The sequence below is a fragment of the Pseudoalteromonas byunsanensis genome, assembly GCF_001854475.1.
GTDB lineage: Bacteria > Pseudomonadota > Gammaproteobacteria > Enterobacterales > Alteromonadaceae > Pseudoalteromonas > Pseudoalteromonas byunsanensis.
Genome location: NZ_MNAN01000030.1, coordinates 65,652 through 90,371 on the forward strand (window position 1 = coordinate 65,652; position 24,720 = coordinate 90,371).

General features: G+C 42.1%; 21 protein-coding genes. 10 read left to right on the forward strand and 11 right to left on the reverse strand.

Features of this window, described 5'->3' with window-relative positions; all coding sequences use genetic code 11:
- Positions 1 to 46: 46 nt before the first annotated feature.
- The 5 genes from BIW53_RS09860 to sixA form a co-directional block, all read right to left on the reverse strand.
- On the reverse strand, positions 47 to 883 hold the full coding sequence (locus tag BIW53_RS09860; RefSeq protein WP_070991713.1) for a DNA ligase: 837 nt from the start codon (positions 881 to 883) through the stop codon (positions 47 to 49).
- A 54-nt stretch (positions 884 to 937) separates the two neighbouring features.
- Entirely contained in the window at positions 938 to 1,594 is a 657-nt protein-coding gene (locus tag BIW53_RS09865; RefSeq protein ID WP_342671977.1) for an HAD family hydrolase, read from the reverse strand.
- 30 nt (positions 1,595 to 1,624) lie between these two features.
- A complete protein-coding gene (locus BIW53_RS09870) occupies positions 1,625 to 1,924 on the reverse strand; it encodes a PepSY-like domain-containing protein (protein ID WP_070991715.1) in 300 nt (99 codons plus the stop codon).
- Between the two features lie 121 nt (positions 1,925 to 2,045).
- A complete protein-coding gene (locus tag BIW53_RS09875; RefSeq protein ID WP_070991818.1) occupies positions 2,046 to 4,346 on the reverse strand; it encodes a TonB-dependent receptor in 2,301 nt (766 codons plus the stop codon).
- A 424-nt stretch (positions 4,347 to 4,770) separates the two neighbouring features.
- Positions 4,771 to 5,238, reverse strand: coding sequence for a phosphohistidine phosphatase SixA (gene sixA / locus BIW53_RS09880; protein WP_070991716.1), 468 nt, complete (start codon positions 5,236 to 5,238; stop codon positions 4,771 to 4,773).
- A 162-nt stretch (positions 5,239 to 5,400) separates the two neighbouring features.
- Between sixA and BIW53_RS09885 the strand changes: the two genes are divergently transcribed.
- Both BIW53_RS09885 and BIW53_RS09890 read left to right on the forward strand, forming a co-directional pair.
- The gene (locus BIW53_RS09885; RefSeq protein WP_070991717.1) at positions 5,401 to 8,073 is read left to right on the forward strand and encodes an insulinase family protein; all 2,673 of its coding nucleotides are present in this window, start codon (positions 5,401 to 5,403) and stop codon (positions 8,071 to 8,073) included.
- Between the two features lie 84 nt (positions 8,074 to 8,157).
- Complete coding sequence (locus BIW53_RS09890; RefSeq protein ID WP_070991718.1) at positions 8,158 to 10,410, forward strand: putative bifunctional diguanylate cyclase/phosphodiesterase; 2,253 nt, start codon at positions 8,158 to 8,160, stop codon at positions 10,408 to 10,410.
- Between the two features lie 4 nt (positions 10,411 to 10,414).
- Here the strand turns inward: BIW53_RS09890 and BIW53_RS09895 are convergent, their stop codons facing one another.
- Positions 10,415 to 10,609: a hypothetical protein gene (locus tag BIW53_RS09895; RefSeq protein ID WP_070991719.1), complete on the reverse strand. Its 195-nt coding sequence runs from the start codon at positions 10,607 to 10,609 to the stop codon at positions 10,415 to 10,417.
- A 542-nt stretch (positions 10,610 to 11,151) separates the two neighbouring features.
- On the opposite strand from BIW53_RS09895, the gene BIW53_RS09900 reads away from it, so the two are divergent.
- Positions 11,152 to 11,553: an MmcQ/YjbR family DNA-binding protein gene (locus tag BIW53_RS09900; RefSeq protein ID WP_070991720.1), complete on the forward strand. Its 402-nt coding sequence runs from the start codon at positions 11,152 to 11,154 to the stop codon at positions 11,551 to 11,553.
- Positions 11,554 to 11,723: 170 nt separating this feature from the next.
- Positions 11,724 to 12,719, forward strand: coding sequence for an ATP-dependent 6-phosphofructokinase (locus BIW53_RS09905; RefSeq protein ID WP_245699389.1), 996 nt, complete (start codon positions 11,724 to 11,726; stop codon positions 12,717 to 12,719).
- On the opposite strand, the gene nhaD is transcribed toward BIW53_RS09905, so the two are convergent.
- Positions 12,711 to 14,084 carry a sodium:proton antiporter NhaD gene (gene nhaD / locus BIW53_RS09910; protein WP_070991819.1) on the reverse strand — a complete coding sequence of 458 codons (1,374 nt, stop codon included), beginning with the start codon at positions 14,082 to 14,084 and terminating at the stop codon, positions 12,711 to 12,713. The two genes, BIW53_RS09905 and nhaD, sit on opposite strands and share 9 nt — an antisense overlap.
- 336 nt (positions 14,085 to 14,420) lie before the next feature.
- A complete protein-coding gene (locus BIW53_RS09915; RefSeq protein WP_462938471.1) occupies positions 14,421 to 15,356 on the reverse strand; it encodes a polyprenyl-phosphate transporter in 936 nt (311 codons plus the stop codon).
- A gap of 161 nt (positions 15,357 to 15,517) precedes the next feature.
- Here BIW53_RS09915 and BIW53_RS09920 point away from each other — a divergent pair, with 161 nt between their 5' ends.
- Positions 15,518 to 16,363, forward strand: a complete 846-nt coding sequence (locus tag BIW53_RS09920) for a DUF3530 family protein (protein WP_070991723.1) — start codon at positions 15,518 to 15,520, stop codon at positions 16,361 to 16,363.
- On the opposite strand, the gene djlA is transcribed toward BIW53_RS09920, so the two are convergent.
- From djlA to BIW53_RS09935, 3 genes are read right to left on the reverse strand one after another with little or no spacing between them, the layout of a single operon-like run.
- The gene (djlA, locus tag BIW53_RS09925) at positions 16,364 to 17,221 is read right to left on the reverse strand and encodes a co-chaperone DjlA (RefSeq protein WP_070991724.1); all 858 of its coding nucleotides are present in this window, start codon (positions 17,219 to 17,221) and stop codon (positions 16,364 to 16,366) included.
- Positions 17,221 to 17,889 carry an N-acetylmuramate alpha-1-phosphate uridylyltransferase MurU gene (murU, locus tag BIW53_RS09930; RefSeq protein ID WP_070991725.1) on the reverse strand — a complete coding sequence of 223 codons (669 nt, stop codon included), beginning with the start codon at positions 17,887 to 17,889 and terminating at the stop codon, positions 17,221 to 17,223. The genes djlA and murU overlap by 1 nt, the downstream gene beginning before the upstream one ends.
- Positions 17,886 to 18,899, reverse strand: coding sequence for an aminoglycoside phosphotransferase family protein (locus BIW53_RS09935; RefSeq protein ID WP_245699391.1), 1,014 nt, complete (start codon positions 18,897 to 18,899; stop codon positions 17,886 to 17,888). Before BIW53_RS09935 ends, murU begins: the two co-directional genes overlap by 4 nt.
- A gap of 87 nt (positions 18,900 to 18,986) precedes the next feature.
- Here BIW53_RS09935 and lptD point away from each other — a divergent pair, with 87 nt between their 5' ends.
- Genes lptD through apaG form a run of 5 tightly spaced genes read left to right on the forward strand, consistent with a single transcriptional unit; the run spans position 18,987 to position 24,717 of the window.
- On the forward strand, positions 18,987 to 21,233 hold the full coding sequence (gene lptD, locus BIW53_RS09940) for an LPS assembly protein LptD (protein WP_070991726.1): 2,247 nt from the start codon (positions 18,987 to 18,989) through the stop codon (positions 21,231 to 21,233).
- A gap of 16 nt (positions 21,234 to 21,249) precedes the next feature.
- A complete protein-coding gene (gene surA, locus BIW53_RS09945) occupies positions 21,250 to 22,542 on the forward strand; it encodes a peptidylprolyl isomerase SurA (RefSeq protein WP_070991727.1) in 1,293 nt (430 codons plus the stop codon).
- Positions 22,543 to 22,548: 6 nt separating this feature from the next.
- Entirely contained in the window at positions 22,549 to 23,541 is a 993-nt protein-coding gene (gene pdxA, locus BIW53_RS09950; protein WP_070991728.1) for a 4-hydroxythreonine-4-phosphate dehydrogenase PdxA, read from the forward strand.
- Positions 23,538 to 24,344 (forward strand): 16S rRNA (adenine(1518)-N(6)/adenine(1519)-N(6))-dimethyltransferase RsmA, encoded by an 807-nt coding sequence (rsmA, locus tag BIW53_RS09955; RefSeq protein WP_070991729.1) that lies wholly within the window; start codon positions 23,538 to 23,540, stop codon positions 24,342 to 24,344. Before pdxA ends, rsmA begins: the two co-directional genes overlap by 4 nt.
- Positions 24,328 to 24,717, forward strand: coding sequence for a Co2+/Mg2+ efflux protein ApaG (gene apaG, locus BIW53_RS09960; protein ID WP_070991730.1), 390 nt, complete (start codon positions 24,328 to 24,330; stop codon positions 24,715 to 24,717). Before rsmA ends, apaG begins: the two co-directional genes overlap by 17 nt.
- Positions 24,718 to 24,720 lie beyond the last annotated feature (3 nt).

Below are 24,720 nucleotides of genomic sequence, written 5' to 3' on the forward strand. Positions count from 1 at the left end.
CAACTCAATGGCTCCACCCCATAAAAAAGTTTACAAGTTTTCTCTTTTATAATCGCTCACGCACTCTTAGAAAGCGCGCAAAACGAGGTTTACCGTGTTTTGTAAAACCTTGATAGCGATAGGTTATCTGTGTGCCAATAGCAGGTGGTTGCTGACGTAATTTGTCACTAAGTCCCGACCCGACTTTAAACTCAATGCCATGCTTGTTTCTGACTTTGAGTGCACCTGTCATCCCCTGATACTTACCCTTGCCCAGTGTGTAACCAATGACAATAGCCTCGGCATCACTATAGGGTTTGTATTTGAGCACGTTATCCGATCTACCTGCACGATGTACGGCATCTTTTCGATGTAACATGACCCCTTCTCCACCACGAGCCAACACCTTGTGGTAATAATCCTCCAACGCTTTGTTATTTATGAAATTATGTTGTTTTATAGCTTGTAAGTGAACTGACGAAATACGGTTCAATTCATTTTTGTAACGTTGATAACGATTAATAAATGGCATGCTAGGATGCGGAGCATCAAACACTAAATAACGTACTTTTCGCCAATCCTTATCCTGACCTTGTTTGCTGCGGACCAATCCGCTTACAAACGCAAACTCTTGATATCCAGACCAAAGCTCTCCATCAAGTGACATACTACCAAACGGTTGAGTAAACCATTTAGGTGCGTTAATACGAAACCCGCCACGAGTTAATAGCTCAGAACCATTCCAAATAGCTCGTACGCCATCAAATTTTTCGCTCACTAAATAGTCAGCTACAGGTATATTTTCATGATATGTGTTTGCTAACTCAATGTTCGGTGGGTTTTGGGCGTTACTTGCAGATAACAAACAGAAATGACTTATTAGTAGTAGTATCCATACTTTCATTAAAAGGCTCCTTGCACTGTGTAATGAGCCTTTAACTTTAGTACAGATACGCCGTTATGCGAGCTTCTTTACTTGCTCCCAAGCTGCAAGTAAATCATCAACTTGAAAGCTTGCTCGAGAGAAGTCTTGTTGTTCAGAGTGATGATTTGGCACAACGATAGTTCTCAAACCCGCCGCACGTGCTGAACTCAAGCCTGTATAGGTGTCCTCAATCGCTATTGCTTGATTAGCTTTTAGAGAAAGCTTTATGAGTGCCTTACAATAGGGTTCGGGGTGCGGTTTAGCGTGTACTACATCATCTTTATAGATAAAATACTTGAACAGCTTATCAAGCTTATAAAACTCTAATACCGGTAGTGCTTCGGCTCGAGTACTACCCGTTACAAGTGCTAAGGTAAAATGCTCTCTTGCTTGATGCAAAACCTCTTGTGCATAAGGCATCAATTTAGGCTGTAAAGTTCGCGCAACTTCAACGAAAAATTGGTTTTTCTGGTATGTTAAAGCCTCAGCGTGCACATTCAGCCCATGGCGTTGATTAAGCGTAGCCGCAGCCTGTAATGTAGGTACACCTGAGAACTCACCACAAAAAGTGAGTTCATCATAGCTTACTCGCCAAGGCTCAAGCACCCGCATCCAGCTTTGGTAGTGGAGCGCTTCAGAATCCACTAAGGTTCCATCAAAATCAAATAAAATGGCCTGTAAACTCATCATTCGCTCCTTCTATATGGCTACCTTAGGGTGCTATTCGCTTAAACCAGCAGGCGGCTCAGCACTCGCTTCTAAACCACTTTCCACTTCAACTAACTCATAACCTCTAGGCTTTCTTTCAACTTTTAAGACCGGCTTATCAAAAGCCGACTTTAAACGCTCTGCATCAGCTTGTAACTCTTCAATGCTGCGGCCAAACGGTGCAGCACCTGTTTCTGACCAGTTTGTAACTTTGCCATTTAAGTTATATTCAACCTCATGAATTTGATACAGTGCAGCTTCATCTTTTGTCGCTTCACAAAAAATCACTCGATAATTCCAAAATCCAGACATTATAATTCTCTTTATTTCATACTTGGCTATGACTTTATCAGCTCTTGCCAAGGTTTTCATTACAGACAATAAAAAACCCGCTTTAAAGCGGGTTTTCCGTAATTATAAGGTACCGTGACGTTTAGAAGAAACGTACTTTAAATTCAGCACCTACATAACGTTCTTCGTTCAACATACCGGTGTTGTTGTTGAAGTCTACACCACCGATAACGACTTGCTCATCAAAAAGGTTGCGAACAAACGCTGATACTTCATATTCATTATCACCCGAAGCCCACATGTAACCAGTACGGATACCTGTTTCGAATAATGCTTCGCCTTCAAACTCAACTGACTTATATAAGAAGAAGTCAATTTCGCTACGATATGACATATCACCGTATACAAAGAAATCGCCACCAGCTAGTTCTTTAGTGTATCGAAGTGTCGCGTTAGCAATCCACTCTGGCGCATGTGGTAAGCTATTACCGTCTAAAATAGCTCTTGTTTCAGGTCCAAATGGGCCCTCAATCTGATAAGTTGGATCCGTTACAGTACACTGTGCACAAACAGCAACAGCTAAGCCATTGTCTTTAAGCTCAGTTTTATTATAACTTAGATTGAATGTTGCGTTGAGCTCATCCGTTAGCACCCACTCAGTATCGAGTTCAAAACCATAGCCTGTGGTTTTGTCTGCATTAATTAAACGGTTGAAGTTTGAACCGCCACCGACCGCTGTCAGCTGCTGATCATTCATTTGATAATAGAACACGGTTGCGTTAACGCGACCCTGACCATCTAATACATCCGACTTAATTCCAGCTTCAATTGAATTTGTAGTTTCCGACTCTGCAACAGTCACATCATCACCAAACAAAATACGACCTTGAATGCTTGGCGCTCTGAAGCCATTTGCAATACGAGCAAATAGGTTTATATCGTCGCTATATTTATACGCGGCACTTAAATCCCAGCTGACATGGCTATCACTTGGATTTGCCGTTTTAACAAGTGAATCTGCAGCACCTAAAGGACTCATAGTACGTTTTGCATAAAAGTCTTTTTCGTCGTCAGAATAACGAAGGCCTGCAGTGATCTTCAAATCATCCGTCACAGTAAAGTCAACTGAACCAAATACCGCCCATGCAGACGTATCTTGGTTTTGAATTGCATAACCATTTTGCAAGCCATAGTTGCTCGCTGCTGGGTCAAACGTCAACGTATCATATGAAAAACTTTCTATTGTCAGGTCTTCTTCGAATAGAAAAATACCTACTTGATAATTAATGTCACCAGAGAAGTTACTTGATAGGCGAAGCTCTTGCGTATATTGGTCGTGATCAGGAATTGCATCTGCGGTTTCTGATGGGAAAGGAATTAACCCTGGACCTTGGAAACCAATAAATACAGCACCGTAACCACCATCTACGTCAGCACGAGAGTATATTTCAGCGCTTTCCCAAGCAGAAATCGAGGTTACCGTATGCTCAGCTAAATCCCACTCTAACTTAAGATTCAGACCTTGAGAGTCAACTTGCTGTGTCGAACGAGAAGCCGCATCATGATAAACAATGTCATTATCATACAAAGAGTTAATGTTATTTGAACCTTTTTCAATTAGGTTCGCACGAAACGCGATTGGACGACCATCTAAATCACGCACGTGATAATTTAGCAACCCGGTAAAACCATCACCTTCATATAAGAACTGAACACGTGCTGCTTTTTCGTTATAACCGCCCAAAGAGTTTTCTTTCTCAAAACCTGGCGCTTTAACGTCAATATAGTCTTCTTTATCTTGCCAAAGTACTGACACACGTGTCGAAATACGATCCGTCAGGCCCGTACCTACTGCACCTTCAAAATCGACGGCACCTTTACTACCGTAAGAAAGCGCACTGTAAGCATCAAAAGACTGACTTGGCTTAACAGAGTCAAACTTCACTAGACCTGCTGGAGTGTTACGACCAAATAGTGTTCCTTGTGGACCACGAAGTACTTCAATACGCGCGATGTCAAATACTGGGAAACCTTTAAGGATCGGGTTTTCCTGTACGACTTCATCAACCACTAAAGATACAGGTTGTGACGCGTTTAGATCAAAATCGGTATTGCCAAGACCACGAACATAAAAGCGCGGAAATGTACGACCAAAAGACGACTCTACAGACAAGCTTGGAATCTTCGCATTCATAAAACGAATATCCATACCCGCAGAGCTGTATGCATCCAAGCTGTCCCCTTGTAGTGCAGATACACTCACTGGTACTTCCTGAGCATTTTCAACACGCTTACGCGCCGTGATCTGGATCACTTCCAGTTGATTACTTTTTGCTTCAGGGGTTTGTTCAGCAGCGAGAGTAGAAAATGAAGTACCTGCTACAGCAGAGAACAACGTTGCATTGATTAAAGTTGCTAACGTAGATCTTTTCATTGCTTTCATGTTTGGGCTTAACCTTTTATGTGCACTCTTTTTGTTCAACGGTAGTATGGTCGCCGTATCACGTTGGCGTGGTACGTTCAATTTTTCGCGCGTTTTTATATTTTGCGCGGACCTCACAACCGAGAGTGCAAAGCGAACCTGCGAGGCTGAACGCGACGCCCACATTATAGCAGCTAAATAAAATATTACCGACATGCCAACAACAAAAAATCGTTTTTTTTGATTTTTTCGCAACAAGAAGCCCGACGTTTACAGCTTTTAGCTACAAAAAAGCGCAACAAAGCGGACATTTGTCCTTCCTTGGTACTCACTTGAAATGTAGAGACCTTCTAATTTTACCCCGAGTAGAAACGTATACTTAACAAGCAAGTAAAAAAAGCACTCATCATGCTGCCAGTCATATTTAGAAAAGTACATAAACGGATCATAAAGAGGGAGAGTTCATACTCTTGAAAACCCCTTGCTGTGTCACTTCATCATATTCTATGACAGCAATTGCTGCGGTATTAAAGATAGGTAAATGACCGGGACATAGCTGCTCCACCAAATAACTAACAATGGGCATGTGAGCGACAATCAGCCAAACATCAAGGTGCTCATTCAAACTAATCAGCGTTTCGAGATAATCTATTGCAAATGCTGCATTACCTGCGGGGGTAACATCTTTGCAAATTTCTACATAACTGAAGTCATTGATAGCCAGTACTTGTTGCGCTGTTTGCTGTGCCCTAGTGTAAGGGCTAACAAGTGCAGCTTGTGGTTTGAAGTGCCCTTTTAACCACCACGCCATTTCCTTAGCTTGCTTAATTCCTCGTTCAGTAAGAGGTCTAGCTTCATCATTAACTTGCATAGGGACAGCTTCACCATGGCGCATAATTAAAATAGTTTTCATTGCACTCTCTAATGTTCTTTGTAAATTTGCCTGCTAACCTGTAGCTAATTACCTCGTTTGTTCGCTATATTAAAACAAACGACCCTATAAACATAAAGCAAAGTTCTTCATTTCGCATTGTAAGCTTTCTTTATTTACATTCTATGTATCGGCGGCAAAAATTTGAAAGTTAGTAATAATGATAATCGCAACTACCACCAGCTTACACTCGACAATGGTCTACAAGTTTTAGTAGTCAGTGACTTGTCCAGCGATAAGTCTGCCGCATCGCTTACGGTCAATGCGGGTCACTTTGATGATCCAGCAGATCGTCAAGGCATGGCGCATTTCCTTGAACATATGTTATTTTTGGGTACAAAGCAACATCCTCAGCCAGGCCATTTTTCTCAGTTTGTCAGTCAGGCTGGAGGGCAAAGCAATGCTTGGACTGGCACAGAGCACAGCTGCTACTTTTTCGATTGCGCACCACAGCAATTTTTCAGTGCTTTATCATTGTTTTCTGAGTTTTTTATTGACCCGCTGCTTGATGCTTCTCAAACTGAAAACGAGCGTAATGCGATAGACGCTGAATTTAAAATGAAAATAAAAGACGATGGACGTCGTATTTACCAAGTACACAAAGAGACTGTTAATCCACAGCACCCTTTTGCCAAGTTTTCAGTGGGCAATAAGACCACGCTGGCAAATCGGGACGCGTGCATTGCCCAAGAAGTTCGTGATTTTTTTGCAACACATTATCAAGCGCAATGGATGACGCTCGTTGTTGCGGGCCCCCACTCGATCGAGGAGTTATCACATCAGGTCGAGCAATATTTTAGTCATATTCGCGGCACACGCCAAAGCAAGGCTAAGATATGTGACCCCTTATATCGTCCACAAGATTTAGGGTTATTGCTACATATTGCTCCTCGGAAGCATATGCAAAAGTTAATTGTCAGCTTTGCGATGAATGGCATCGATGATTTATACAAGCATAAAAGCGTTAGTTTCTTAGCCCATTTGTTAGGCTATGAAGGCGAAGGTTCGCTGTATTCTATTCTCAAAGAGCAAGGCTGGATCAATGCTCTATCTGCCGGAGGTGGGATCAGTGGCAGCAACTTTAAAGATTTCAATGTTAGCTTTGCTCTCACTGATGAAGGCATCGATTACTACGAAGACATCGTAGAAATGCTGTTCGAATACATCGCACTTATCAGGTCTCAACTTGCGGTGTTGCCTAAGCTTTATCAAGATAAGAAGACACTGCTCGACATAGCCTTCAACAACCAAGAGCCCAGCCGCTTACTCGAGTGGGCCAGTAGCATAAGTGTTAATATGCATCACTATGAGCCACAAGACTATTTGTACGGCGATTACGTTATGCAAGGCTTCGATGAACAATTACATACTAAGTTATGTGACTACTTATCGCCGCATAACATGCGCATTGTCTTGATACACCCAGGTGTTGAGGGCGCCTTAAAAGCCAAGTGGTACCACACCCCTTACGATGTCGAGCAACTAAATCATGAGTGGTTAAATGCACTGGAAGCAATCGATACGCCTTTACCTGAGATGCAGTTACCAAAAGTAAACCCTTACTTACAGGTAGATAATGTATTATACGATGTGGCCCATAAAAACCGCACCCCAACATTACTCAAAGACAAGCCAGGTTTTGCATTTTGGTTCAAACAAGACACCACTTTTCGAGTTACTAAAGGTCATTTTTATATTGAAATAGACTCTCTGCTTGGTATTAAAAGCGATAAACATATGGCACTTACGCGATTGTTTGCCGACTTACTAATGGATAGTATGGCTGAGCAGTACTATCCCGCTGAGCTTGCGGGCCTGAATTACCATATCAATTCCCATCAAGGCGGGCTAACCTTGCACACAGCTGGGCTATCTGGCAATCAAATTACGCTGGCATTACAGCTGCTTGAACATATGTTACACGCTGTGATAAGCGCTACCCGCTTCGCTGAATATAAAAAGCAGTTAATACGACATTGGAAAAGCCATAACCATAACAAGCCTGTTAGTGAATTATTCAGTATTCTTGGGGCAAAGCTTATGCCATGGAACCCTGAACCTATGGCCTTGGCTCGCGCCTTAAAAACCATTAGCTTTAATGAGTTTTGTCAGTTTAGAAATCAATTTTTTGATTCTGTACATATAAAAGCGTTTTTACATGGCAACTGGCAAGAAACACATGCCCTTGATATGCAAAAAAAGCTTAGACGCTTATTCGAGAAAAGCGAAATCCTCGAAGATTTAAAACGACCTTTGATGGTGCTTGACAGTTATCAGCAACTTCATATAGAAAAAAGCGGCAGTGAACATGCACTAGTCTTTTATATACAAGCCCAAAGTGAAGACGTGTTTGAGAAAGTAGCGCTGATGATGCTCAACCAATTAGTTAGCCAACAATATTTTGAAACCCTAAGAACACAACAGCAACTTGGCTATCTAGTCGGAGCTGGCTATGCACCATTTAACACCAGAGCTGGTATTGCGTTTTATATCCAATCCCCACAATATGACTCTAAAGAATTACTCAACAGACATGAACAGTTTATGGCAGAGTTTATTGGACAATTAGCAACCCTTGACGATGCAACATGGCATGAAGCCATTGGAGCATTACGTTTACAGGTCGCGGAAAAAGATAAAAACTTAAGGCTTCGTGCTCAGCGCTTTTGGATTGCTATCACCAATGATGACCACGAATTTAATATGCAAAGACGACTTGTGGCACAAATTGATTCCTTGGATAAAAAATCACTTATTGCATACATTGAAACGATATTTTCACTAACCCATCCAAAAGTAGCGCTCCTTTGTAACTAAAAAAGAAACGAAATTCTGCATTTCTCTTTGACTCCGACTCTTGCATCATTTAGATTAAAGCTCGCAATAAAGAGTTATGCATCTATGATAAGACAAACAATAAAAAAAACATCCATCATGATGCTGTTGTACTCCGTACTTAGCGCTCCCTTGCAAGCACTTAACTCCGGTCAACAGCTAGCATTCCTAGATCCAGTCTGGGCCGGGATCTGTTTGACTTTTTTCCTAATAACTAGCTACTTATTAGTGATAAATACAAAGTTAAAGAAGGCACAATCAATATTGCAGCTATCTGAACAGCGCCTAAAAAGTACTGTAGAAGGAAGCGGAGATACACTCTGGGATTGGAATATCGCAACAGGCGAAGTCGTGCGGATCAACGATAAATATATGTTGCATAAAAGTATGTCAGGCCATTTTATTCCCAATGCAAACCGAATTCACCCGCAGGACCTTCCGCTTGTAGAAAAACTTCTTAAGCAACACTTTTCGGAGAAAAGTGCATTTTTCGAAGCAAGCTATCGACTAAAAGACAATTTAGAGCAATACCACTGGGTATTGGACAGAGGCAAGATTATTGAGAAAGATAATAATCTTAACCCAGTTAGAATGACTGGCACCGTTCGAGATATTAGCCATCTAAAGAGTACCGAGGAACGACTTAATCTATTTGCCAAATGCGTAGAGTCCCTGACGGACGCCATTGCTATTTATGACGATAAGTTTCGATTGGTAGATTTAAACCCCAGTTACTTAGTATTGTTTGGCGGTAATCGTGCTAATTATGTAGGTAAACCGTTTAACTTGCCAGGCTACGATGAGCGCTACATAAATCAAGTCATCACGAGCCTTAAAGAAACCGAACACTGGCAAGAAGAATTACGACTTCGTAATCACAAAGATACTTTATTGCCCATAGAAGTCACGATTGATGAAATCAAGAACAGTCATGGTCAGGTGACAAACTATGTTGTGGTCTACTCAGATTTAACCGAGCGCAAAAAAGCGGAGTCACAACTCCATAATTTATCTAACCGAGATCGTACAACTGGATTACCAAATCGTAATCTGTTTTTTACCAATCTTAAGAAGTTAGCGCAGCAAGATACTCACCATGCCCTACTTGTGTTCGACTTAGATAACTTTAAAAAAATCAATGACTCGCTGGGCCATCAATTGGGTGATAGCTTGCTTGCCAAGCTGGCAATGCGGCTGAACAAGCTCGCTAGGCAAAAAGATACCTTTTATCGACTTGGTGGCGATGAGTTTGCTTTGGTTATGACAGGTACCAACGACATTCACACTATCACTCGAACAGCCAAACTATTTCTCGCTGCTATTGCAACACCGTTTAAAATGGCAAACCACGAGCTAGTTATCACCTCATCTGTCGGTATCGTACTGTTTCCCGAAGATGGGGCGACTCCTGAGATCTTGCTCAAAAACGCCGACACTGCTATGTATCATGCAAAGCAAAGAGGTAACCATTATTTGTTCTTCAACGACTCTATGAATGAACAAGCAGTGAAAAGACTACAGATCGAAAACCTCATGAGATTTGGCCTCAAAGAAGATCATTTCGTCGTTTACTATCAGCCAAAAATGGATATTAAAACAGGCCGACTTGTCGGTATGGAAGCATTGGTGCGATTCATTACTCCGAAAAAAGGTATTATCAGCCCTGGTATATTTATTCCCATCGCAGAGGAAACTGGGCAGATCATTGAGATCGGTGAAGTTGTACTAGATAAGGCATGTAAAGACGTAAAACGCTGGATTGATCAAGGTTTGTTTGACGGTCGTGTTGCTGTTAATTTATCTGCTAAGCAATTTAGTTTGCCCGATCTAACAACCAGAATTGATATCATCTTGCAAAAAAATCAACTTCCTTCGTATTTTCTGGAGCTGGAGATTACCGAGGGTACAATCATGGACGATCCACAAGAAGCTATTTCAATAATGCGCTCTCTCAGTGCTCGCGGTATACATCTGGCTATTGATGACTTTGGCACGGGCTACTCATCACTGGCTTATCTGAAGCAGTTTCCGTTGAATACATTAAAAGTGGATAAAGCTTTTGTGGACGATATGTCCTCTGAAAGAGGACGCAACATGGTGGACTCTATCGTCACCATCGCCCACAATCTTGATCTGCATGTTGTGGCTGAGGGAGTAGAAAAAGCCGAGCAACTGAGTGCGTTAGAGCAGCTTAACTGTCAGACTATCCAAGGTTATTTTTATTCTAAGCCGCTTTGTGCCGCTGATTTTACATCTTTCTTACGTGCACAAAAGCAAAGAGAGTCTCACTCACAACCCAAACTCAAGGTCGTAAATTAGTAGACTAAGCTCGCCACATACAGCAGCTATCTAATTGATTGCGTAACCAAGCTCGACGGTGATGCACTCGCAGTAAGCACCATGCACAAGGACCGCACATTATGCCAGCAGCCACCCAGCGCTTAATAGGCATCCCCTTACGCACAGCTTCAACATAAAGTAATAATGCACCTAATAACGACAACACAATCCACATCATAAATCAGCTTAACCCACAACTTTTTAATAAGGCCGCGCAGATTACCAAAATGAACAGTATTTGTACAATCAAATATTAATTGTTGCAAAATATTGCATTATTTAATTTAATAGCAGCTCAATTCAGTGCAATATTGGCAATAAACTTAATGCTAATATGGTAGCTAGTTGATTATTAAATAATTTATTTTCTGATCATCTAAACTGCATTGAAAATTGAAACTACGAGGTATGGTTTTCATCATTAGCAGCCAGATTTAGCACGTGCTAGAGAACGCTGTAAACGTATCTGCATGAGCCGAACACGCTTCGCATTGTTCATAATTTGATTGAGCGAAGCATATGAGAAAAGCCGAATATTATACGATTTAAACAACTAATTAAGTTCAAACTGTTGTTTTTTATATGTAATACTAAATTGGCCTATGTAAATAGAAGCTTTCAAGCCGTTTTATAAACAGGTAATTACAGTATTCTCATAATAGCTGCTAAAATTAGACCATGTTGTTTTAAATTATTTAGTTACGTCAAGGACACGATCATATGGATCAAAAAAGCGTACATGACTATTTGCAAAGTAAACCTGCGACGTTTATTACTCAGCCGTTTGCTCAAGATGTTGATGTCTACAAAGTGCAACACAAAATGTTTGCTACTTTATCTGAGGGTAAAGAAGGTCAAGTAGATGCCAACGGTGAGCCAGTCTGGTGGCTTAATTTGAAGTGCGATCCCGATGAGGCTTTGTTACTTCGAGATGAGTTTCCTGCTATCGTTCCCGGCTACCACATGAACAAGCGTCTGTGGAATACTATCATTCTTGACGGCTCAGTGCCCGATGAGAAAATTAAAGAGATGATCGATAATTCTTACAATATCGTTGTAGATAATTTGCCAACCGCACAAAAAGAAGAACTAGCAAAAATCGCAGCATCTTTAAATAAATAAATCTATTGGATTTGGCTCCCCTCGTGACTCAGCGAGGGCCATTTCCCTATCATGCTTTCCTTTTCGTTGTCTCTATTTTCCCTTGCTCTACCTTTAAATAAGCCTGTATGCTGGCTGTGCTGCTCAAATATTATCTATAATTAATTTTACGGTTCGAAGAAGGATTTATCATGAAGAAGGTTGCTGTTTTAACAAGTGGTGGCGATGCTCCTGCAATGAATGCCGCGATTAGAGCAATTACTTTAAGCTGTAATTACCACCAGTTGCAGTGTGTCGGCTTCTATCACGGTTACAATGGTTTGATAGATGATCAATGCGCAGAAATAGAACATTTTGATGTTAACCCAACCTTGCAACAAGGTGGTACCATTTTAAAAAGCGCTCGCTGCCAAGCCATGCTGACTAGTGAGGGAGTCATGCAAGCATGTAATACCTTAAGAAAACATGAGATTGACGCATTGATTGTGATTGGTGGTGATGGCTCATTGAAAGGCCTACAAGCAATCAAGCAACACTGGGAAAAACAAGTCATCGGCTTACCCGGCACCATTGATAATGATCTCAGCGGAACTGACTGTACCATTGGCTTTGCTACAGCCGTCACCACTGCAACTCATGCCATTGATAAAATTCGCGACACCGCCAATGCATTTGAGCGAATCTTTATTGTCGAAGTGATGGGCAGACACAGTGGTCACATTGCTTTCAATGTAGGTATTGCTACAGGTGCTGAAGCTATCATTTCATTTGAAAACTTCTCTGCCGATCAGGCCCAACAAAAAGTAGCGGAGCTCTTGCGAGCAATTGATCAACAGCAAAATACTCATGGTAGCTTTCTTATTGTGCTCGCCGAAAATTTGTGGCCGGGTGGTGCCCAAGCTCTTAAGGAGAGCCTTAGCGAACAAGGTAAAGTAGATTGCGCAATCTGTATTCTTGGTCATATTCAACGAGGTGGCAGCCCTGTACCTGAGGACAGAAATCTGGGAACTGAATTGGGGCTTGCATCTATTGATGCAATCTTAGCGGGCAAAGACAATGTAATGATAGGACGGGCGGCAGGGGAAGTCGTTGCCACACCACTTGATCAAGTTATCAATACTGCTAAGCCAGTAAGCGCTCATTGGGTCAGCGCTCACCAGCGACAATTAACCCACTACTTAAAATAATTCTGCGTTGAGCCAAAGATGTATCAATACGCTGGCTATATAGCCCAAAGCAATGACAGGCGCCCATTTCAAGTGGCCAAGGAAAGTGTAATAACCACGCGCCTGCCCCATTAAAGCAACGCCAGCTGCAGAACCAATTGATAGCAAGCTGCCTCCCACGCCTGCGGTGAGGGTGATCAATAACCATTGTCCGTGTGACATTTCAGGCTGCATGGACAACACTGCAAACATCACCGGAATATTATCAATAACAGACGATACGACACCCAAGAATACATTGGCTGCCGTTGCACTCCATTGTCCGTATAACATCTGCGACAGTAGGCCTAAATACCCTAAGAAGCCAAGGCCCCCGACACACATTACAATGCCATAGAAGAATAACAAAGTATCCCACTCAGCTCGCGCTACTTTATTAAAAACGTCAAATGGCATGACACTTCCTAGCAGGTCAATCCGTCTTTGATCGCCAGCTTGCAGCGCTTTACTACGCCTTTTCTCTAGTGTTATGCGTAAGTAGTAACCAAACAACTGTAAATATCCTAAGCCCATCATCATACCTAACACTGGTGGCATATGTAGCAAACTATGACACAGCACCGCCGTCAGAACGGTCAGTAAAAATAATACTAGAATGCGTCTGGCACCGCGGCACATTTTAGTAGGTTCGTAAACCGCCGAAGGCATTTTCTTCTCTACAAAAAAGCTCATTACAAATGCTGGCACCAAATAATTGACAAGTGATGGCACAAATAAAACCAAGAACTCATTAAACTGCACCATACCTGCTTGCCAAACCATCAAAGTAGTGATATCTCCAAATGGACTGAATGCGCCACCTGCGTTTGCAGCTACCACAATATTAACGCAGCTTAAATTAATAAATCGTTTGTCACCTTCAGCCACCTTCATAACCACAGCACACATCAATAGTGCCGTGGTCAAGTTATCGGCGACAGGTGAAATAAAGAATGCTAAAAAGCCACTTATCCAAAACAAGCTATTGTAGCTAAATCCTCTTTGGATCATCCAAGCACGCAGCGCGTCAAATACTTTTCGCTCTTCCATCGCATTAATGTACGTCATCGCTACGAGCAGAAATAACATCAGTTCGGCAAACTCTAGTAGATTATGTCGAAATGCTTCTTCCGTAACATAGGGAATGTCATGAGTAACATAATAAGCACTGATGATTATCCAAATTACACCAGCTGCTACCAGTACCGGCTTAGACTTTCTTAAATGGAGTTTTTCTTCAACCATGACCAGTGCATATGCAACAACAAAGATCATGATACAAAGCGCACCTAGAAACGATGAAGTCAGGTCTAATCGCTCAGCACTTGCCCAAGCGGGGGAAACCATACCTATTAACAGAATGACCAACAAACCTAACTTGTAACTCACTGTGCTCATGGATTTATTTTGCCTTTTAATTTAGTGAACGGAGAGTAGTGCGAAAGTGTTAAAAACATAACACATCGGTTGAATGGATAATTATTCCCATATAACCAACGTAAAACAACAACCTTTGCATATTATATGTTCGCTTTTTTGATAAGGAATACATATTACCCATTGGTATTAAGCCGATATAAAAAAAGAGGTAAGGCGGGTTTTCACTAAAAAATCAGTAGCGAATCAAATGAGTGAGGAAAATAACAGCCAACACATCAGTAGCGTATGCTGGCTGCTCAAAAATTACTGGTTTGTGAGCTTTTCAATCGCCAAGATCAATAACAAGCCACCTACAGCCAAAGCAATACATAACCCAGTTTGCGGCGCCATACCTGTTATTGCTGCAAACTCCATGGGGCTTACATTTTGCTGCAATAGAGGCTTTTCTATGCCACTAGAATTGGTATAAGTTGATAACACGGTTTTCCAAGGCCAAAGTAAATTGAGCGACCCCAATAAAAACCCAGCTAATAGTGAAAATGTTACCTGTTGGTACCTATCTAACAGCCAAGATAGAAAGCGAGAAAATGCCATGAGTCCAACCACACAGCCCACTAAAAAGAGTCCAACCAACATGACCTCTTTTTGCGTGATGGCCTGAAGAACATGGCCATACATGCCCATCAATAAGAGGATAAAACTACCTGAAATTCCAGGTAAAATCATAGCGCACACCGCAATCGAACCGGCAACAAAAAACATCCACCAATGAGGCTGGGCTTCAGTTGGTGCTAGCGTTGTAATTACATAGGCAATCAAGGCGCCCAATAAACAACTGAGTATCGTTTGCCATCTCCACTGAGTGACCTGCTTAGCCACATGGATAAACGATGCAACGATTAAACCAAAGAAAAATGACCACACCAAGATTTGATGATTGGCTAACAAATATGTGATTAACTTTGCCAGTGATGCAGCACTGGTTATTAACCCAGCAAATACAGCCAACAGAAAAGACCCGTCAATATGACGCCAGCACGCTTTTATTCCATCATTTTTAAGTATGCCTAATGCGGCTAAATCGACACTTTTTATGGCATGTAAAAAACGTGAGTATATTCCCGTAATAAACGCAATGGTACCACCAGAAACACCCGGTACTACATCCGCAGCGCCCATTCCGGCCCCTTTCAAAAATAACCAAACATAGTCTCTTTTAGAATCACGATGCTCTGTCACTTATCTACTCCCTCTTAAATTTGGGCTTAGTCTAACGGAAAATTACTCTTGCAAACAGCACCATAAACCACTTGTTCTTGTATTTGGTACGTGTATTTATATTAAATAAAATGGTGCCACTGCCGATACACTGACATGAGCCAATTTTTTAACGTATTGTTATGAAGCTTATTTCGCTAATTTTAAGCATTATCCTAGTAATGACGAGTACTTTTAGCAGCGCTGCCTCTGCACCATTTATTATGCCGCCAGCGCGCACTGCAATAGAACAAAGCGACCTAAATAAGTACTTTCCCAAGCAGCTTATTGAATTAGATACAGAGCATGGCAAAGTATTGACGTTATTTTCTCCCTATATGAGCGCAATTAAGCGTGGCGTTGTTGTTATGCTTCCAGGAGCCAACCAAGGGCCTTTATCACCTCACGGCCTCAACTATCTATCTCAGGCTCTGACTGATGATGGCTTTGATACCTATGCGATTCAAAGTCCAGAATTGAACTGGCAAGCTGGGATGTTTTCACAGAACGACAATGCTGAAAATGAGACCATTGAGTATCAGGGACCTTGGTCGGAGGATATGCTAGATGAGTATAAAGACAACTTATTGGCAAGCTTTGAAGCATTGCAGCAAACTCTCGATTTAAACCCCGACCAACAATTTGTCGTTATCGCAGCCGGAACCAGTGCTGGTGTGTTTTCAGAACACTTAGCAGCGCTGCCGAACATTGAGATCGATGCTTTAATCACACTAAGTGCGCAGCTTCCTAACATAAAGCGTAATAAGCATTTACCGGCGGTATTATCTTTAGTTCGCCCACCTCTTCTGGACATTGTCTACTCACAAGATAATCAAACCCTGTTAAACAACGCACTACAAAGAAAGAGATGGGTTAAACGAAATAACAAATATGATTACCGTCAACGTGAGCTGTTTGGTGCAAGCAACGAACCCCTGCAACACCAGCGTTTAAGAAAGGAACTTGACGGTTTTCTCAGGCAATTATGATCAACTGGCTTTTTTCAAAAACTCGTATGCAGACTGAATATCTTGGCTTTTGCGTTTAGCTACCTCCATCATATGTTCAGGTAAGCCCTGTGATACTAATTTATCTGGATGATGCTGTGCCATCAGCTTGCGATATGCACGTTTAATTTCTTTCTCGTTAGCATCATTACCAAGCCCCAGTACTGCCAGAGCCTGAGGTTTAGAAAAAGTGCCACCATTGTTGATTGCCTGCTTACGCTGATAATGGCTTTGTTGTTGCCCGTTTTGCTGGCTTTGATGCTGAGCTCGCTGCTGACGAAAACTAAACTCTGCCTGGTAACGCTTAAGGATAAATTGAAAATGGGTGGCAGAGATCCCTAAGTATTGACTGACTTTTTGTAATAACTGCTTTTCTTGAGCTGCTAAGTGCCCGTCTGAAAACGCCATTTGAATTTGGATTTCTAAGAACAGCTGCAACAAATCATAGCGGCGAGCAAATACATCTTTAAAGTCACTTATCGCTTCTTTTAGCTGAAAGTCGGCATTTTTGCCCGCACGAAAAGCGTTTTGGGCTTCCTGTCTATTTTCGCCATGTAGACCCATCTCATCCATAAACGCCGACGCGGCTTGAATATGAATTTCACTAACCCGACCATTTGATTTGGCAATATGGCCCATGACCGCAAAACAGCTAGAAAAGAACAAAGCCTGACGTTGATGTAAGTCATCACCACTAAAGAATCCCTGAAAGCCTCCAACCTTATCAAAGTTTTGCTTTAAACTTTTGTCGAACATGTGGCCGAGCCAAAAACCTAAAATCGCACCCACCCAACGCCCAAACATGAAGCCAAAACAAGTACCAAGCAGCTTACCCCACATTATTTTTGCTCCCACATGCTATTAATTTCTGATAACCGCTCAGGGGTTCCGATATCATGCCACTGACCTAAATACAGCTCGGTTGATACGCGTCCTTGCTCAAGAGCTTCTCGTAGCATTGGCCCTAAAGGAATAAAGCCGCAGTGCAAATCTGAGAAAAAAGATATGTGATACAAACCTATACCAGCAAAAGTGTAGCATTGGTCATTCATTGGCTGGTGCGCCAAACGAAAATCACCATCAGGGTTATGTACTGGGTTTTCGACTAAAACAATATGAGCCTCTTGTTGTTCTAATACTAATTGCGTCAACGCGCTGACATCATAATCTGTAAATATATCCCCGTTAATAACAATGAACTTGCCATCTTTATCAGTTAATAACTCTAGTGCGTTGATTATACCGCCAGCGGTTTCAAGGCCCTCTTGCGGCTCATAGCTGTAACGAATGTGCACACCCCATGCTGAGCCATCACCAAAATACTGAACGATTTTATCCCCTTGCCAGGCCAGGTTGATCACAATGTCTGTAATACCAGCATTTTTCAAGCGCTCTATGTGGTATTCAAGCAACGGATGGCCTGCCACCGTCAACATAGGTTTAGGTAAATCAGCGGTCAATGGCATCATTCGTTTACCGCGCCCAGCCGCAAGGATCATGGCTTTCATACTGTTTGATAACTCAACTTAGCTTCTACTTTTGGCATTATGTCATGCCGTAACCAAGTTGCAAGCCACTGAAACGACTCGTAACATTTCGCTACATCATAAATATAATCCAAGGTTGGCAATATATTTTGTAGGTATCCAGATTTACCATCACGCAATAACAGCCTGCAGAATATTCCCGCAGCTTTGAGATGTCGTTGCATCCCAGTTAAGTCAAAAAACCTGCTGTACTGCGCAAACGTCATCTGTGGTAGTAAGTTTGCGTCAAGTAGCACCTCAAAGCTGGTTCTTTGCAGTGCGATAAACTCTTTTTGTGGTAACTTGAAATAACAATCTCTGAGTAAGGATACTGCGTCATACGTGACAGGTCCTCGCACTGCATCCTGATAGTCAATAAGTGCCCACTCACCGCTTACGTTCATGATATTACGGCTATGAAAATCACGGTGCATCGTTACCTGAGGTTGTGCGAGCATGGCATCAACCAACTGCTTTTTAAGCATATTCCACTGCGTATCAGGCAAACTGCTTTCGTCTAATGCTAACCAATCACAAATCAACCAATGCCAGAAAATATCTAGCTCCATGTTGATAAACTCAGCGTCATAGGGCTTCATAAAATCCGATGCGGGGGTACTGGCTATACGAGGCAGCAATGCAATAATTTGTTGATAATCATGCAAACGAGTTGCTGTGTTAAGCCTATCTGCTAAATGCTCAGAACCAAAGTCTTCCAACAACATTAGACCATTATCTAGATCGGCGTACAGAATGTTTGGCACCCTCAAACCGCTTTGCGTAAAACAGCGGTTTAACTCTACAAACGGTCGGTTATCCAACTTGTCAGGGTCTGAGTCCATTAAAATGTAATTGTGTTTTCCAGATATAACGCGGCTATAACAACGAAAACTGGCATCGCTGGTAATCGCACTGTGTTGGTAATCAATATTACCAAAGTACGACTTTAAAAATCCTTCATACAGGCTTTTTCTATTTTGCTTTTTTGTCACAAAATTCCACTCTTAATTACTGTATTTCACTAAGTTTTACTTTATCATGTCTTGCTCAATATAAATAACGGCGTTCAAGGTTAATAAATGAGCAAAACATGGGCTGCAATCGTCTCCGTATTGGTAACTACCAATGCGATGGCTGCATCTGAGTCTACATCACAACAATGTGGCCAATTTTTGCAAACGCAACCATGGCAACCACTGAGCTCATTACCCAGCAATGCAATCGATATTCGAGCCAATGACGTCGAAATGCAAGGTAAAGAAAGCGCTGAGTTCTCGGGCAACGTTGAAATTAACACCAACAAAATGTCGCTTTTTGCAAGTAGCGCTCTGATTGACAAAAAACAAAGCCTACTGAATGCGACGGGTCCACTGCGTTATCGAGACCCATTCACCGATGTCAATGCTAACGCCCTTTATGCAAATTTGAATGATAATGAAATTAGCTTACTTGGTGCTGACTACCAACTGACACAGCAGCTTGGTCGCGGAGGCGCAGAGAAGTTTTCAGTTTCAGGGGAAAAAATTTCGTTATTCAACTCAAGTTTTACCACCTGTCCATCAGAGCAACCTTTTTGGGCGCTTGAAGCTGACAATATTACCTTATCAAAGCAAGATGGTTGGGGTGAGACACATAATGCAGTACTTAAGATCCTCGATACACCGGTTTTATATATACCCTATTTCACCTTCCCTATCGACGAGCGACGTAAATCAGGGCTGCTAATGCCCAAGATTGCTCCCTCAAGCCGTTATGGGTTGGAGGTGGTGCTACCGTATTACTGGAACATCGCACCAAATTATGACGCCACCTTATCACCGAGATATCTGTCAAACCAAGGTGTGCAGCTTATCAGTGAGTTCAGATATTTAACTGAGCAACACTCAGGACTACTAGGTATAGAGTACCTAGAAAAAGATGACTCTGAGCCCGCCCTTGGTGAGCGCTATTTAGTTCATTGGAACCAACAAAGTTATTTAAGCAATAATTGGCGTTTAAGTCTTGATATCACTAATGTCAGTGATGATAACTATCTCACCGACTTAACGTCTGATTATGCCAGTGAAACAGGTACCCAATTGGATAGAACAGGCATATTGAGCTACCTCGGTGAACAATGGCTTACTGATATAAAATTACAAACATTTGAAGTCTTAGGTGATCATACCGAATCATATGCCGCTTTGCCGCAAATCAACTGGCGAAACCGGTTTACTTATAGCGCTTTAGGTCTAGATTTTGACCTGCAAGGCGAGCTTAGCCATTTTCGCAACAAAGAGCTTTTAATTGAAGAAGCGACTCGCTTTCATATAGAACCAAAAGCTAGCTATAACATCAGTGACTACGCATGGTCATTGCTTGGCGAAGTGAGCTTGTTACATACGCGCTATAAACAAGAGGGGAATTTACAAAATACCCAATTTGATAGTGATGTGACTCGTACTTTGCCAAAGGTTCGAATACACACACAGCTTAATTTTGAACGTCAGAGTCAATTATTTTCTTCAGGTGGTACTCAAACTTTAGAGCCACAGATGCAATACCTGTATACGCCTGAGCGTGACCAGCAAAATATCGGCTTGTACGACACCACCAAAACACAAGATGATTTTTATGGCCTATTCCGCGAGCAGCGGTTTTCTGGCGTAGACAGAATCGCACAAGCTAACCAAATCACAGTAGGCGCAACGACGCGCTTGTTCGATGATAAGAATTTGGAGCGATTCAACTTCAGTGCGGGACAAATTATATATTTGGAAGATGCTGTTAAGCCAAGTGCACAGAGTCTTGGTGGCCAAACAAATTATAATGCCTTGTTTGCAGCCCAAACCATGATACATTGGCACAGGCGTTGGTACTTCTCTGCAGGTATTCAGTATGATGCCGACGCAAAAGAGCTCATTGAATCTCATACAACACTGGATTATAAAGGTGACAACAATAAGTTAGTTCAATTGAACCATCGTTATGCCAGTGATGTCTCAGGATATGAAATTGATCAAGCTGGTATGTTTGCCAGTTTACCCATTAATGATAATTGGCAGTTAGTTGCAAGCTATCACCGAGACTTAACCACTTCACGCAGTGTAGAGGTATTTGCAGGGATACGCTATGAAAGCTGTTGCTGGGCAATTCAAATTACGGGTAAAAGGCAGATTGAAACAGATTTAAATCGCACAATTAATCAAAACGATGCGCAGTTTGACTCAAGCATAGGCTTTAGCTTTGTGTTAAAAGGCCTTGGCGGAAAGTCAAATTATGATATTGAACAATCTCTGCAACAGGGGTTATTCAACTATCGACGCCCTTATTTTTTAAATAATTAATAAATATTAGAACATTATGAATTTTAAAAAGCTGTTATTGGTTGCCCTACTTGGGATGAGCATCAACCAACACGCATTCGCTGAGCGAGTGCAAATTGATAAAGTAGTCGCTACCGTAAATGACGGGGTGATTTTACAAAGTGAAGTAGACCAAATTATCCAGCGTGTAAAAGAGCAAGCGAAGCAACAAAACACTGAGCTTCCTTCTGATAATACGTTACGTATTCAAGCTCTGGACCGTCTTGTTGATCAAACGCTGATGCTACAACTTGGCGAGCGTATGGGAATGGAAATTTCCGATGCACAGCTTGATCAAACACTTGCGAATATTGCTCAAGAGCAAGGCGGAACCATCGCTGATTTAAGAAAAACCGTTGAAAGCAGTGGCGAAAACTTCCAAGAATATCGTGAGCAAATTCGTAAAGAGATCACCATAGGTCAAGTACGAAGAGCTAACGTGGACCGTCGTATTTATATTAGTCCTCGCGAAATTGCTAATTTACAAAAAATACTTTCAGAACAGACTGGTAGCGCTGAAGAGTTTGACCTAGGCCATATTTTGGTCAAGATCCCAAGCAAAGCAACTCCAGAAGAAATCGAAGACGCAAGAACACGTGCAGACAAAGTGATCGAGTTTCTTAATGAAGGTAGAGAGTTCAAACGTATTGCCATTGCTTCTTCAAGTGGCCCTAAAGCTCTAGAGGGTGGTCAATTAGGGTGGATGAGTATTAACGAGATGCCATCTTTGTTCGCCGAAGCAATCAAAGGCAAGAAAAAAGATGAAATCGTTGGCCCTGTTCGTTCAGGAGCTGGCTTCCACATTTTGAAAGTTCAGGATATTCGTGGCCGTCAGGTTGTTGAGACTACAGAAGTTCGTTCGCGACATATTTTGATAAAACCTTCCATTATTCTCAGCGAAGAAAAAGCAAAAGAAATGCTCACAGGCTTTGTTGCTGACCTACGAGCAGGTAAAGCTGATTTTGCAAAGTTAGCTAAAGAGCATTCAGAGGATCCTGGTTCGGCCCTTAAGGGGGGTGAATACGACTGGACTGACCCAACTACCTATGTCCCTGCGTTTAGAGATACTTTGTTGTCGCTAGAGAAAAATGAAATAAGTGATCCATTTAGAAGCTCGTTTGGTTGGCACATTGTGCAACTGCTTGATAAACGTGTAGCAGATAAAACCGAGCAGGCTAAACTGAATCGCGCTCATGGATTGTTGTACAACCGTAAGTTCAAAGAAGAAGCATTCAAATGGCAAAGCGAAATAAGAGAGCAAGCCCATATTGATATCTTCCCTGCTGAGTAAGTGACTATGAGCTTAAGAATTGCGATCACACCTGGTGAACCTGCTGGAATTGGACCTGATCTTGTTATCAAGCTGGCGCAAAAAAGCTGGCCAGTACAACTGGTGGCAGTGGTTGATAAAAGTTTGATGGAACAACGTGCGGATCAACTTGGACTGTCAGTCAACATGATCGAATTTGACCCTAGCCTACCTGCAACTCCAGCAGATGCTGGCAGCTTGTACTATATGCAGGTTGATAAAGGGGGTGAAGTTACACCTGGCGTTTTAGATGAAAAGAATGGTCTTTATGTTTTAGAAACACTGCGTTTGGCTTCTGAAAAAAATATGGACGGTACGTTTGATGCAGTGGTGACAGGGCCAGTTCATAAAGGCATCATCAACCGAGCTGGTATTTCTTTTAGTGGTCATACTGAGTACTTTGCTCAGCAATCAGGAACCGCCGATGTAGTAATGATGTTAGCGACTGAGGGATTACGCGTGGCTTTAGTTACTACCCATATCCCACTTGAGTATGTATCCAGAGCAGTGACTAAGGAACGATTAGCAAAAGTTGCAACTATCTTACATCATGATCTACAAAATAAATTTGGCATTGAGCAGCCCAAAGTGCTGGTATGTGGATTGAACCCCCACGCAGGTGAAGATGGCCACTTAGGCAGAGAAGAAATAGATACGATTTCTCCAACCTTACAGGTGCTAAACCAGCAAGGAATGAATTTTATCGGTCCATTACCGGCAGACACGCTATTTCAAGCAAAATATCTTGATAATGCAGATGCCGTGCTCGCTATGTATCACGATCAAGGCTTACCTGTGTTAAAATACAAAGGATTTGGTAATTCGGTCAATATCACTCTAGGATTACCCTTTGTACGCACCTCTGTTGATCATGGCACGGCTTTAGATTTAGCCGCCACAAATAACATTGAGGTGGGTAGTTTTGACTTAGCGATCCGCGAAGCTATCAAGCTCGCCACTGAAAAAGCACAGAATTCATGACAGATAAAGTACATTTAGGGCATCGCGCCCGTAAGCGTTTTGGCCAGAACTTTCTAAACGATGACATGATCATCGACAAAATAGTTACAGCCATTGACCCAAAGCCCACAGACAACCTGGTTGAGATAGGCCCTGGTCTTGGTGCAATCACAGAGCCTGTAGTTGACCTAAGTGGGCATTTAACTGTTGTGGAGCTTGATAAAGATCTCGCTGAGCGCTTAATACACCACCCTTTTATGGGACCTAAGTTAACAGTGCATCAGGGTGATGCAATGAAGTTTGACTTCTCAAGCCTTATCAAAAGTGATGAGAAGTTAAAGATTTTCGGTAACTTGCCATACAACGTCTCAACACCTTTGTTGTTTCACCTATTTGAATTTGCAGACCATGTCAAACATATGCATTTTATGCTGCAAAAAGAGGTTGTTAAGCGCATGGTGGCAAGCCCAGACAGTAAAGCCTTTGGCCGTTTGAGCGTGATGACACAATACTACTGTCATGCAATGCCAGTTATCGACGTACCGCCAGAGTGCTTTAAACCGGCACCTAAAGTTGATTCGGCAGTGATCCGCTTGATCCCTAAAAAGCCAGAGCAACGTACTGCCAAGTCCACAAAAATACTAAACACCGTATGTTTAGAGGCATTCAATCAGCGCCGTAAAACACTACGTAATAGCTTATCAAACCTGTTAACCAGTGAAGAAATGGAACAATTAGGTATTGATGCCTCTAAACGTGCTGAAAACCTTTCACTTGCACAATTTATTGATATAGCTAACTGGATCTATGACAACAAGCAGTAATATAGGCTCGCCAATCAAGGTTTCTGTAGAAACGTTTTACGTAGAAGCCCAATCGCAGCCTGAAAAAGACAAATACGTATTTGCCTATACCGTTACAATTAAAAACCATAGTCTGTGTAGCGCTAAGTTACACAGCCGCTATTGGCTTATCACCGATGCAAACGGCAAAGAGACTGAAGTAGAAGGTGAAGGTGTTGTAGGTGAAACTCCTACCATCGGGCCTGGTGAAAGCTATAAATATACCAGTGGCGCAATACTCGATACACCGCTTGGTACGATGCAAGGCTACTATGTTATGCGTAACGAATTTGGCAATGAGTTCAAAGCACCTGTAGAGGTGTTTCGTTTAGCCTGCCCAAATATCCTGCATTAAATA

Excerpts from the sequence above, each read along its gene's own strand:
- apaG (WP_070991730.1), top strand. The coding sequence starts at position 24,328 with ATGACAACAAGCAGTAATATAGGCTCGCCAATCAAGGTTTCTGTAGAA.
- BIW53_RS09860 (WP_070991713.1), bottom strand. The coding sequence starts at position 883 with ATGAAAGTATGGATACTACTACTAATAAGTCATTTCTGTTTGTTATCT.
- lptD (WP_070991726.1), top strand. The coding sequence starts at position 18,987 with ATGAGCAAAACATGGGCTGCAATCGTCTCCGTATTGGTAACTACCAAT.
- djlA (WP_070991724.1), bottom strand. The coding sequence starts at position 17,221 with ATGTGGGGTAAGCTGCTTGGTACTTGTTTTGGCTTCATGTTTGGGCGT.
- BIW53_RS09870 (WP_070991715.1), bottom strand. The coding sequence starts at position 1,924 with ATGTCTGGATTTTGGAATTATCGAGTGATTTTTTGTGAAGCGACAAAA.
- rsmA (WP_070991729.1), top strand. The coding sequence starts at position 23,538 with ATGACAGATAAAGTACATTTAGGGCATCGCGCCCGTAAGCGTTTTGGC.
- sixA (WP_070991716.1), bottom strand. The coding sequence starts at position 5,238 with ATGAAAACTATTTTAATTATGCGCCATGGTGAAGCTGTCCCTATGCAA.
- BIW53_RS09875 (WP_070991818.1), bottom strand. The coding sequence starts at position 4,346 with ATGAAAGCAATGAAAAGATCTACGTTAGCAACTTTAATCAATGCAACG.
- nhaD (WP_070991819.1), bottom strand. The coding sequence starts at position 14,084 with ATGGTTTCCCCCGCTTGGGCAAGTGCTGAGCGATTAGACCTGACTTCA.
- BIW53_RS09920 (WP_070991723.1), top strand. The coding sequence starts at position 15,518 with ATGAAGCTTATTTCGCTAATTTTAAGCATTATCCTAGTAATGACGAGT.
- surA (WP_070991727.1), top strand. The coding sequence starts at position 21,250 with ATGAATTTTAAAAAGCTGTTATTGGTTGCCCTACTTGGGATGAGCATC.
- murU (WP_070991725.1), bottom strand. The coding sequence starts at position 17,889 with ATGAAAGCCATGATCCTTGCGGCTGGGCGCGGTAAACGAATGATGCCA.
- BIW53_RS09905 (WP_245699389.1), top strand. The coding sequence starts at position 11,724 with ATGAAGAAGGTTGCTGTTTTAACAAGTGGTGGCGATGCTCCTGCAATG.
- BIW53_RS09900 (WP_070991720.1), top strand. The coding sequence starts at position 11,152 with ATGGATCAAAAAAGCGTACATGACTATTTGCAAAGTAAACCTGCGACG.
- BIW53_RS09895 (WP_070991719.1), bottom strand. The coding sequence starts at position 10,609 with ATGATGTGGATTGTGTTGTCGTTATTAGGTGCATTATTACTTTATGTT.
- BIW53_RS09890 (WP_070991718.1), top strand. The coding sequence starts at position 8,158 with ATGATAAGACAAACAATAAAAAAAACATCCATCATGATGCTGTTGTAC.
- pdxA (WP_070991728.1), top strand. The coding sequence starts at position 22,549 with ATGAGCTTAAGAATTGCGATCACACCTGGTGAACCTGCTGGAATTGGA.
- BIW53_RS09865 (WP_342671977.1), bottom strand. The coding sequence starts at position 1,594 with ATGATGAGTTTACAGGCCATTTTATTTGATTTTGATGGAACCTTAGTG.